Annotated in this window: 8 protein-coding genes and 2 pseudogenes; 6 read left to right on the forward strand and 4 right to left on the reverse strand. The window is 52.6% G+C overall.

The window, feature by feature from the left end:
• Together DD606_RS22570 and bleO are read left to right on the forward strand one after the other, a co-directional pair.
• A pseudogene (locus DD606_RS22570) lies at positions 1–75 on the forward strand (IS6 family transposase); the annotation flags it as partial.
• A gap of 9 nt (positions 76–84) precedes the next feature.
• The gene (gene bleO / locus DD606_RS22575; RefSeq protein WP_064732565.1) at positions 85–489 is read left to right on the forward strand and encodes a bleomycin binding protein; all 405 of its coding nucleotides are present in this window, start codon (positions 85–87) and stop codon (positions 487–489) included.
• 319 nt (positions 490–808) lie between these two features.
• Here the strand turns inward: bleO and DD606_RS22580 are convergent, their stop codons facing one another.
• Complete coding sequence (locus DD606_RS22580; protein WP_004193041.1) at positions 809–1,201, reverse strand: pyridoxamine 5'-phosphate oxidase family protein; 393 nt, start codon at positions 1,199–1,201, stop codon at positions 809–811.
• A gap of 166 nt (positions 1,202–1,367) precedes the next feature.
• On the opposite strand from DD606_RS22580, the gene DD606_RS22585 reads away from it, so the two are divergent.
• Complete coding sequence (locus tag DD606_RS22585) at positions 1,368–2,567, forward strand: IS91 family transposase (protein ID WP_015344972.1); 1,200 nt, start codon at positions 1,368–1,370, stop codon at positions 2,565–2,567.
• A 514-nt stretch (positions 2,568–3,081) separates the two neighbouring features.
• Here the strand turns inward: DD606_RS22585 and DD606_RS22590 are convergent.
• From DD606_RS22590 to dfrA12, 3 genes and pseudogenes are all read right to left on the reverse strand, one after another.
• Positions 3,082–3,920: pseudogene (locus DD606_RS22590) on the reverse strand (AadA family aminoglycoside 3''-O-nucleotidyltransferase).
• A 5-nt stretch (positions 3,921–3,925) separates the two neighbouring features.
• The gene (locus tag DD606_RS22595) at positions 3,926–4,216 is read right to left on the reverse strand and encodes a DUF1010 domain-containing protein (protein ID WP_001336345.1); all 291 of its coding nucleotides are present in this window, start codon (positions 4,214–4,216) and stop codon (positions 3,926–3,928) included.
• A 111-nt stretch (positions 4,217–4,327) separates the two neighbouring features.
• Positions 4,328–4,825 carry a trimethoprim-resistant dihydrofolate reductase DfrA12 gene (gene dfrA12 / locus DD606_RS22600; RefSeq protein ID WP_001083725.1) on the reverse strand — a complete coding sequence of 166 codons (498 nt, stop codon included), beginning with the start codon at positions 4,823–4,825 and terminating at the stop codon, positions 4,328–4,330.
• A 144-nt stretch (positions 4,826–4,969) separates the two neighbouring features.
• Between dfrA12 and intI1 the strand changes: the two genes are divergently transcribed.
• From intI1 to DD606_RS22620, 3 genes are all read left to right on the forward strand, one after another.
• Positions 4,970–5,983, forward strand: a complete 1,014-nt coding sequence (gene intI1 / locus DD606_RS22605) for a class 1 integron integrase IntI1 (RefSeq protein WP_000845054.1) — start codon at positions 4,970–4,972, stop codon at positions 5,981–5,983.
• Positions 5,984–6,288: 305 nt separating this feature from the next.
• Positions 6,289–6,846 carry a recombinase family protein gene (locus DD606_RS22615; protein ID WP_001162012.1) on the forward strand — a complete coding sequence of 186 codons (558 nt, stop codon included), beginning with the start codon at positions 6,289–6,291 and terminating at the stop codon, positions 6,844–6,846.
• A 2-nt stretch (positions 6,847–6,848) separates the two neighbouring features.
• Positions 6,849–9,821, forward strand: a complete 2,973-nt coding sequence (locus DD606_RS22620) for a Tn3 family transposase (RefSeq protein ID WP_001138073.1) — start codon at positions 6,849–6,851, stop codon at positions 9,819–9,821.
• Positions 9,822–9,940 lie beyond the last annotated feature (119 nt).

The raw sequence follows: 9,940 nt of genomic DNA on the forward strand, positions 1-9,940 counted from the left end.
GGCCAGGCCTCAGCATTTTATTATGGTGATCCCCTGGGCGAAATGCGCCTGGTAAGCAGAGTTTTTGAAATGTAAGGCCTTTGAATAAGACAAAAGGCTGCCTCATCGCTAACTTTGCAACAGTGCCTTAAAAAGAGTATAGGTTTTTATTGCGATAAACTAGGTTTCACTTTGGTTCACCATGAAGATGGATTCGCAGTTCTAATGTGTAATGAGGTTCGGATTCATCTATGGGAGGCAAGTGATGAAGGCTGGCGCTCTCGTAGTAATGATTCACCGGTTTGTACAGGTGCGGAGTCGTTTATTGCTGGTACTGCTAGTTGCCGCATTGAAGTAGAGGGAATTGATGAATTATATCAACATATTAAGCCTTTGGGCATTTTGCACCCCAATACATCATTAAAAGATCAGTGGTGGGATGAACGAGACTTTGCAGTAATTGATCCCGACAACAATTTGATTAGCTTTTTTCAACAAATAAAAAGCTAAAATCTATTATTAATCTGTTCAGCAATCGGGCGCGATTGCTGAATAAAAGATACGAGAGACCTCTCTTGTATCTTTTTTATTTTGAGTGGTTTTGTCCGTTACACTAGAAAACCGAAAGACAATAAAAATTTTATTCTTGCTGAGTCTGGCTTTCGGTAAGCTAGACAAAACGGACAAAATAAAAATCTAAATATGCTTGAACAACTTGTAACTTAAATTCATAACTGTATTTTGCCATAAAAAATGACCTCCCATAAGTTAGATTTTTGGTCTAACTTATGGGGGTCAGTTCATTCTACACTTGGGCTGCATGTTTTGATTAATTATCTAATATCTCCGGATCTCCTGTAAAGGAATATAAAACTGCCTGCATGTTTTTCAAATAAAATACGGTGAATTTCCCATCATCAGCGCTATACATATCTCTCAAAGGCGGATTTGCTTCAAGCATTGCTTCCCTTGCTTCCACGGTATCATCAATTACGGCTTCGCCGGTGAGCCGAATCCATTTTCCTTTTGCCATACCTGAGACTTCCACCTTTGAATTTGCCAATAACTGCTGATAAACTTTTTTCTGATTGGTTGTACCAAGATAGACCTTGCCATTCCTCTCCATGGCTGCATTAAACGGTCTGACCCTTGGCTGGTCTCCTTCAACGGTTGCAAAATAATAAGTTTTTGCTTCATTTAAAAAATCAACAACTTGACTCATCCTTTTTTACCTCCATAAATAAATTTTTCTTTACTTTTCTTTGACCTAAATTCCACGTGCATTTTTTATTAGCTTAAAAGAACATAAGCACGCCTTTGGCGTGAGCATCGCGGCAAAGCCGCTCTATTTCTAGGCAACTCTCTTCTCGTCTTTTATACTCTGCTTCATGTATATTCCCAGACCCACTAAACTGCTATTTCAATATGACGACGGATGGAACCGCTTCATTGATAACAACCCTGTCGATGAATGGCAACTCCTCTGTGTTGAAAAGATGCTCGCCTGTAGCACCTGCGCGATGGGCGTTCGACGTTATTGCTGTTCTTCTCCTGAATGCACGCATTCGCGCTTCTTTTGTCAAACCTGTAAATCCAAAGCTTGCAGTGCGTGTGGGCTCAAAGGCACCGAACAGTGGATCGCCCAACAACGGCATATTTTGCCAGATTGCGAATGGCAACATATCACTCTCACGATGCCGCACTTGCTTTGGCCTTTTTTCAATAACAACTGGGCCTTGCTCAACCAACTCTTTCGCTGTGCCACCCGTGCTATGCTCAAATACGCTAGACGCCTTGGACTCGACATTGGCATTTTTTGTGCACTGCACACCTATGGTCGCCAACTCAATCAACATCCCCACATTCATTTATCCGTCACCCGAGGCGGTCTCACCAAATACGACACCTGGAAGCCGATTTTCTTTAAAAAGAAAGACGTCGAAAAAGTCTGGCGCAGTGCCGTTATTCGGCTCCTTCGAGACAACTATGTTCAGTTACAACCGAATAAATTGCCTGGTTTCGGGCATATTCGCGATTACCCAACGTGGTGTCGTTACCTCAATGCCCAGTTTCAACGTTATTGGAAACTCCATTTTGCTAAGAAAACCCGAGGCGCGTGGCACAACGTCAAATATCTAGGGCGTTACTTAAAACGTCCGCCTATCTCGGCCTCTCAATTGAAACACTACAGCGGCGGCACCGTGCTCCATCATTATTATGATCACCACAGCCAGCAACATCGGCGACAAATTTTATCCCAAGAAGAAATGATAAGACGTTATGTCAGTCATATCCCAGCTCGCCATTTTAAAATGATCCGCTATTACGGTTTTTTAGCCAATCGCAAACGTGGGCACTTATTACCTAAAGTGTATGACGCGTTGGACATGATTCATCCTAACGTGCCTGAAAAACCGGGGTTTGCAGCCCTGACCAAAGGATTTTTAAACACGGATCCGTACCAATGTATTTTATGCGGAAACCGACTGCGGTTTATGAGTGCCGAAAAAGGCCTACACGCGGTCACTTTACTGTCAGAAAGGCGGGATAAAATGGCTAAAAAGCGATGGTTACAAACCGCAGCCTAGGATCAGTGTGCCTATCATTTCAGTTTTTGGTTAAAAATAGTGCGGTTACGCGTTAGCAAGGTTAAGTTTAAATACGATAGAGACCTTTTAGTAGACTCTGATGACGAAACATATCGTTATTAACTCATTAAACTGTTAATCGAATTTCCTAACCATGAACACTATTTCACGAAGAATTTAAACTGATACTCCCACATTGTAACATTATTTACCACCACCTTTCAATCTTTTTCAATAAATTATTGATTGCAACTTTTGAGTAAAGATACTTATTAAACCCTGCAAGTTATCCACAGAGCAACACTCGATTTTCAAGATGATATCTTTATTATACCAGACATTTTTCATACACTTCCTTGTACGGATAGTTTTCTGACAAATTCATAATTACAGTTCTTGCGGTTTTACCCAATTTGTGTAGGGTTTATTATGCACGCTTAAAAATAATAAAAGCAGACTTGACCTGATAGTTTGGCTGTGAGCAATTATGTGCTTAGTGCATCTAACGCCGGAGTTAAGCCGCCGCGCGTAGCGCGGTCGGCTTGAACGAATTGTTAGACATCATTTACCAACTGACTTGATGATCTCGCCTTTCACAAAGCGAATAAATTCTTCCAAGTGATCTGCGCGTGAGGCCAAGTGATCTTCTTTTTGTCCCAGATAAGCTTGCTTAGCTTCAAGTAAGACGGGCTGATACTGGGCAGGTAGGCGTTTTATTGCCCAGTCGGCAGCGACATCCTTCGGCGCGATTTTGCCGGTTATTGCGCTGTACCAAATGCGGGACAACGTAAGCACTACATTTCGCTCATCGCCGGCCCAGTCGGGCTGCGAGTTCCATAGCTTCAAGGTTTCCCTCAGCGCCTCGAATAGATCCTGTTCAGGAACCGGGTCAAAGAATTCCTCCGCTGCCGGACCTACCAAGGCAACGCTATGTTCTCTTGCTTTTGTAAGCAGGATAGCTAGATCAATGTCGATCATGGCTGGCTCGAAGATACCCGCAAGAATGTCATTGCGCTGCCATTCTCCAAATTGCAGCTCGCGCTTAGCCGGATAACGCCACGGGATGATGTCGTCATGCACGACAAGGGTGACTTCTATAGCGCGGAGCGTCTCGCTCTCGCCAGGGAAAGCCGAAGCCTCCATAAGATCATTGAGCAATGCTCGCCGCGTCGTTTCATCAAGCTTTACGGCCACAGTAACCAACAAATCAATATCGCTGTATGGCTTCAGGCCGCCATCCACTGCGGAGCCGTACAAATGCACGGCCAGCAACGTTGATTCCAGATGGCGCTCAATGACGCTTAGCACCTCTGATAGTTGGTTCGAAATTTCGATGGTCACCGCTTCCCTCATGATGTCTAACGGGCGAGGTAAGCCGACCGCAGAATGCGGGTCGGCTTGACCGAAATGTTAGAACCAGAAGCCAAAACGGATAACTTGAATTTGGCGACGGGCGCTAACCGTGAAAAAACGCTGCGCCACCGAGGCGGCACAGCACTGCAAAAACGATAGCTGCTTGCGCTTGCTACGCAAGGGCTAGAGGCCAAAAAGACTGAAAACCTGCGCAGCCCATGCAGGCGAAGCCCGGAAAAAAGGCAAAACAGGCACTGAATAACGCCTGAAAAGCTAAATGCCGTTTGAATAAACATGAGCTAAATAAAGCTGGGTTTCAGTGGTGCTAACGTTGGACGTAACGAGAGCCGGAGCGCAGCGGAGGGAACCAAAATGCGCAGCATTTTGGCGTCCCGTTGACGGAATGGTTAGCCGTTTCGACGCGCATAAACGGAGTGGGTGTACGGAATTACAGCTTGAATGGTTTCGGTTGAGACAAGCTCGAATTCTGTTTCGTTGAGCATTGGGAAGAAGGCGTCACCCTCGAAGGTTTGATGTACCTCAGATAGAAACACGCCGTGGGCGTGAGGTAGTGCCAGAGTGTATATCTCAGCTCCGCCCGCGACGTAGAGTTCATTGCCGAGTTCGGATGCCAAAGCGATAGCGTGCGACAGCGTTGAAACAACTACGCAGCCAGTGGCGCGGTAGTTAGCTTGGCGTGAGATTACCAATGTGTGACGGTTCGGTAGAGGCTTGCCGATAGACTCAAAGGTCTTTCGCCCCATGACAACGACTTTTCCCTCAGTGAGTCTGCGAAAAATCTTCTGCTCACCCGGAATTTTCCAGGGGATATTAGGACCATTGCCAATAACCCGATTGGCTCCCATCGCAGCAACGAGATAAATGCGTACTGATTCCGAGTTCATATGGCTAACTTTGTTTTAGGGCGACTGCCCTGCTGCGTAACATCGTTGCTGCTCCATAACATCAAACATCGACCCACGGCGTAACGCGCTTGCTGCTTGGATGCCCGAGGCATAGACTGTACAAAAAAACAGTCATAACAAGCCATGAAAACCGCCACTGCGCCGTTACCACCGCTGCGTTCGGTCAAGGTTCTGGACCAGTTGCGTGAGCGCATACGCTACTTGCATTACAGTTTACGAACCGAACAGGCTTATGTCAACTGGGTTCGTGCCTTCATCCGTTTCCACGGTGTGCGTCACCCGGCAACCTTGGGCAGCAGCGAAGTCGAGGCATTTCTGTCCTGGCTGGCGAACGAGCGCAAGGTTTCGGTCTCCACGCATCGTCAGGCATTGGCGGCCTTGCTGTTCTTCTACGGCAAGGTGCTGTGCACGGATCTGCCCTGGCTTCAGGAGATCGGAAGACCTCGGCCGTCGCGGCGCTTGCCGGTGGTGCTGACCCCGGATGAAGTGGTTCGCATCCTCGGTTTTCTGGAAGGCGAGCATCGTTTGTTCGCCCAGCTTCTGTATGGAACGGGCATGCGGATCAGTGAGGGTTTGCAACTGCGGGTCAAGGATCTGGATTTCGATCACGGCACGATCATCGTGCGGGAGGGCAAGGGCTCCAAGGATCGGGCCTTGATGTTACCCGAGAGCTTGGCACCCAGCCTGCGCGAGCAGCTGTCGCGTGCACGGGCATGGTGGCTGAAGGACCAGGCCGAGGGCCGCAGCGGCGTTGCGCTTCCCGACGCCCTTGAGCGGAAGTATCCGCGCGCCGGGCATTCCTGGCCGTGGTTCTGGGTTTTTGCGCAGCACACGCATTCGACCGATCCACGGAGCGGTGTCGTGCGTCGCCATCACATGTATGACCAGACCTTTCAGCGCGCCTTCAAACGTGCCGTAGAACAAGCAGGCATCACGAAGCCCGCCACACCGCACACCCTCCGCCACTCGTTCGCGACGGCCTTGCTCCGCAGCGGTTACGACATTCGAACCGTGCAGGATCTGCTCGGCCATTCCGACGTCTCTACGACGATGATTTACACGCATGTGCTGAAAGTTGGCGGTGCCGGAGTGCGCTCACCGCTTGATGCGCTGCCGCCCCTCACTAGTGAGAGGTAGGGCAGCGCAAGTCAATCCTGGCGGATTCACTACCCCTGCGCGAAGGCCATCGGTGCCGCATCGAACGGCCGGTTGCGGAAAGTCCTCCCTGCGTCCGCTGATGGCCGGCAGCAGCCCGTCGTTGCCTGATGGATCCAACCCCTCCGCTGCTATAGTGCAGTCGGCTTCTGACGTTCAGTGCAGCCGTCTTCTGAAAACGACACCATGTGCAAACGATGTCAGAATAGAGTTAAATTTCCTATTGATTGACATATTCCGTCAAAGGTAATAGATTTCATCCTGACACTTTTGCCTTTGGAGGCATCTTGCAAGGTCAACGCATCGGCTATGTCCGCGTCAGCAGCTTCGACCAGAACCCGGAACGGCAATTGGAGGGTGTTCAGGTGGCGCGGGTGTTCACCGACAAGGCTTCTGGCAAGGACACCCAGCGTCCCGAGCTGGAAAGGCTGCTGGCCTTCGTCCGCGAGGGCGACACCGTGGTGGTGCATAGCATGGACAGGCTGGCACGCAACCTTGATGACCTGCGCCGCATCGTCCAAGGGCTGACACAACGGGGCGTGCGCATGGAGTTCGTCAAAGAAGGGCTGAAGTTCACCGGCGAGGACTCACCGATGGCCAATCTGATGCTGTCGGTCATGGGAGCCTTCGCTGAGTTCGAGCGCGCCCTGATCCGCGAACGTCAGCGCGAGGGAATCGTGCTGGCCAAGCAGCGCGGTGCCTACCGGGGACGAAAGAAATCGCTGAACAGCGAACAAATTGCCGAGTTGAAACGGCGAGTTGCGGCAGGCGACCAAAAAACCTTGGTGGCCCGTGACTTCGGCATCAGCCGCGAAACCTTGTACCAGTACCTGCGGGAAGACTGACCATGCCACGCCGCTCAATCCTGTCCGCCACCGAGCGCGAAAGCCTGCTGGCACTGCCAGATGCCAAAGACGAACTGATACGGCACTACACGTTCAACGAAACCGACCTGTCGGTGATCCGTCAGCGTCGCGGCGCCGCGAATCGATTGGGCTTCGCTGTGCAGCTTTGCTACTTGCGATTCCCTGGCACCTTTTTGGGCGTCGATGAGCCTCCGTTTCCGCCCCTGTTGCGCATGGTGGCCGCGCAACTCAAGATGCCAGTGGAAAGTTGGAGCGAGTACGGCCAGCGCGAACAGACACGGCGGGAGCACTTGGTCGAGCTGCAAACGGTTTTTGGGTTCAAGCCCTTCACCATGAGCCACTATCGGCAAGCCGTGCATACATTGACCGAGCTGGCCTTGCAGACCGACAAAGGCATCGTGCTGGCGAGCGCACTTGTCGAGAATCTGCGGCGGCAGAGCATTATCCTGCCCGCCATGAATGCCATCGAGCGCGCAAGCGCCGAGGCCATCACCCGTGCCAACCGACGCATTTACGCGGCGCTGACCGATTCTTTGTTATCACCCCACCGTCAGCGCCTGGACGAACTTCTCAAGCGCAAGGACGGCAGTAAAGTGACGTGGCTGGCATGGCTGCGCCAGTCGCCTGCCAAACCGAACTCTCGCCACATGCTCGAACATATTGAGCGCCTGAAATCCTGGCAAGCACTTGATCTGCCCGCAGGCATCGAGCGGCAGGTTCACCAGAACCGCCTGCTCAAAATCGCTCGTGAAGGTGGCCAGATGACGCCTGCTGATCTGGCAAAGTTCGAGGTGCAACGACGCTATGCCACGCTGGTAGCGCTGGCCATCGAAGGCATGGCCACCGTCACCGATGAAATCATCGACCTTCACGATCGCATCATCGGCAAGCTGTTCAACGCGGCCAAGAACAAGCATCAGCAGCAGTTCCAGGCTTCCGGCAAGGCGATCAACGACAAGGTGCGGATGTATGGGCGCATCGGTCAAGCGTTGATTGAGGCCAAGCAAAGCGGCAGCGATCCGTTCGCCGCCATCGAGGCCGTTATGCCCTGGGACACCTTCGCCGCCAGCGTCACCGAAGCGCAAACATTGGCGCGGCCTGCCGACTTTGATTTCCTGCACCACATCGGTGAAAGCTATGCCACGCTACGCCGCTACGCGCCGCAGTTCCTGGGCGTGCTCAAATTGCGGGCTGCGCCCGCCGCCAAGGGTGTGCTCGATGCCATCGACATGCTGCGCGGCATGAACAGCGACAGCGCGCGCAAGGTGCCCGCCGATGCGCCAACCGCATTCATCAAGCCGCGCTGGGCAAAGCTGGTTCTGACCGACGACGGCATCGACCGGCGTTACTACGAGTTATGCGCCCTGTCGGAGCTGAAGAACGCGCTGCGCTCCGGTGATGTCTGGGTGCAGGGTTCTCGCCAGTTCAAGGACTTCGACGAATACCTGGTGCCGGTCGAGAAGTTCGCCACTTTGAAGCTGGCCAGCGAATTGCCGCTGGCAGTGGCCACCGACTGCGACCAATACCTGCATGACCGGTTGGAATTGTTGGAGGCGCAACTCGCCACAGTCAACCGCATGGCTGCGGCCAACGACTTACCGGATGCCATCATCACCACCGCGTCAGGCCTGAAGATCACGCCGCTGGACGCGGCAGTACCAGACGCCGCGCAAGCCATGATCGACCAGACAGCTATGCTGCTGCCGCACCTCAAAATCACCGAGTTGCTGATGGAGGTCGATGAATGGACGGGCTTCACCCGCCACTTCACACACCTGAAGACCAGCGACACGGCCAAGGACAAAACCTTGCTGTTGACGACGATCCTGGCCGACGCGATCAACCTGGGTCTGACCAAAATGGCCGAGTCCTGCCCTGGCACCACCTACGCCAAGCTGTCTTGGCTGCAAGCCTGGCACATCCGCGATGAAACCTATTCGACGGCGCTGGCCGAGCTGGTGAATGCGCAGTTTCGGCAACCCTTCGCCGGCAACTGGGGTGACGGCACCACGTCATCGTCGGACGGCCAGAACTTCAGAACCGGCAGCAAAGCAGAAAGCACTGGTCATATCAACCCGAAGTATGGAAGCAGTCCAGGACGGACTTTCTACACCCATATCTCCGACCAGTACGCGCCCTTCAGTGCCAAGGTGGTCAACGTGGGCATTCGTGATTCAACTTACGTGCTTGATGGCCTGCTGTACCACGAGTCGGACTTGCGCATCGAGGAACACTACACCGACACGGCAGGCTTCACCGATCACGTGTTTGGCTTGATGCATTTGCTGGGATTTCGCTTCGCGCCGCGTATCCGTGACTTGGGCGAAACCAAGCTATTCATCCCCAAGGGCGATGCCGCCTATGACGCGCTCAAGCCGATGATTAGCAGCGACAGGCTGAACATCAAGCAAATACGCGCCCATTGGGATGAAATTCTGCGGCTGGCCACCTCCATCAAGCAAGGCACGGTAACGGCTTCGCTGATGCTGCGCAAACTCGGCAGCTACCCGCGCCAGAACGGCTTGGCCGTGGCGTTGCGCGAGCTGGGGCGCATCGAGCGCACGCTGTTCATTTTGGATTGGCTGCAAAGCGTGGAGCTGCGCCGCCGCGTCCATGCGGGGCTGAATAAGGGCGAGGCGCGCAACGCGCTGGCCAGGGCGGTCTTCTTCTACCGATTGGGTGAAATCCGCGACCGCAGTTTTGAGCAGCAGCGCTACCGGGCCAGCGGCCTCAATCTGGTGACGGCGGCCATCGTGTTGTGGAACACGGTATATCTGGAGCGTGCCACCAGTGCTTTGCGTGGCAACGGCACGGCGCTGGACGACACATTGTTGCAATATCTGTCGCCGCTGGGGTGGGAGCACATCAACCTGACCGGCGATTACCTATGGCGCAGCAGCGCCAAGGTCGGTGCGGGGAAGTTTAGGCCATTGCGACCGCTGCCACCGGCTTAGCGTGCTTTATTTAATGAGATGGTCACTCCCTCCTTCCCGGTACTATGCTGAGGACAGGCTTTCATTCGGAGAACTATCATGGAAAACATTGCGCTCATTGGTATCGATCTGGGTAAAAA

Origin of the sequence: Enterobacter cloacae complex sp. GF14B, assembly GCF_004136805.1 — a bacterium.
GTDB lineage: Bacteria > Pseudomonadota > Gammaproteobacteria > Enterobacterales > Enterobacteriaceae > Enterobacter > Enterobacter hormaechei_C.

Coding starts and splice junctions, on each gene's coding strand:
- DD606_RS22580 (WP_004193041.1), bottom strand. CDS start 1,201: ATGAGTCAAGTTGTTGATTTTTTAAATGAAGCAAAAACTTATTATTTT.
- DD606_RS22585 (WP_015344972.1), top strand. CDS start 1,368: ATGTATATTCCCAGACCCACTAAACTGCTATTTCAATATGACGACGGA.
- dfrA12 (WP_001083725.1), bottom strand. CDS start 4,825: ATGAACTCGGAATCAGTACGCATTTATCTCGTTGCTGCGATGGGAGCC.
- DD606_RS22595 (WP_001336345.1), bottom strand. CDS start 4,216: ATGTTTATTCAAACGGCATTTAGCTTTTCAGGCGTTATTCAGTGCCTG.
- DD606_RS22620 (WP_001138073.1), top strand. CDS start 6,849: ATGCCACGCCGCTCAATCCTGTCCGCCACCGAGCGCGAAAGCCTGCTG.
- intI1 (WP_000845054.1), top strand. CDS start 4,970: ATGAAAACCGCCACTGCGCCGTTACCACCGCTGCGTTCGGTCAAGGTT.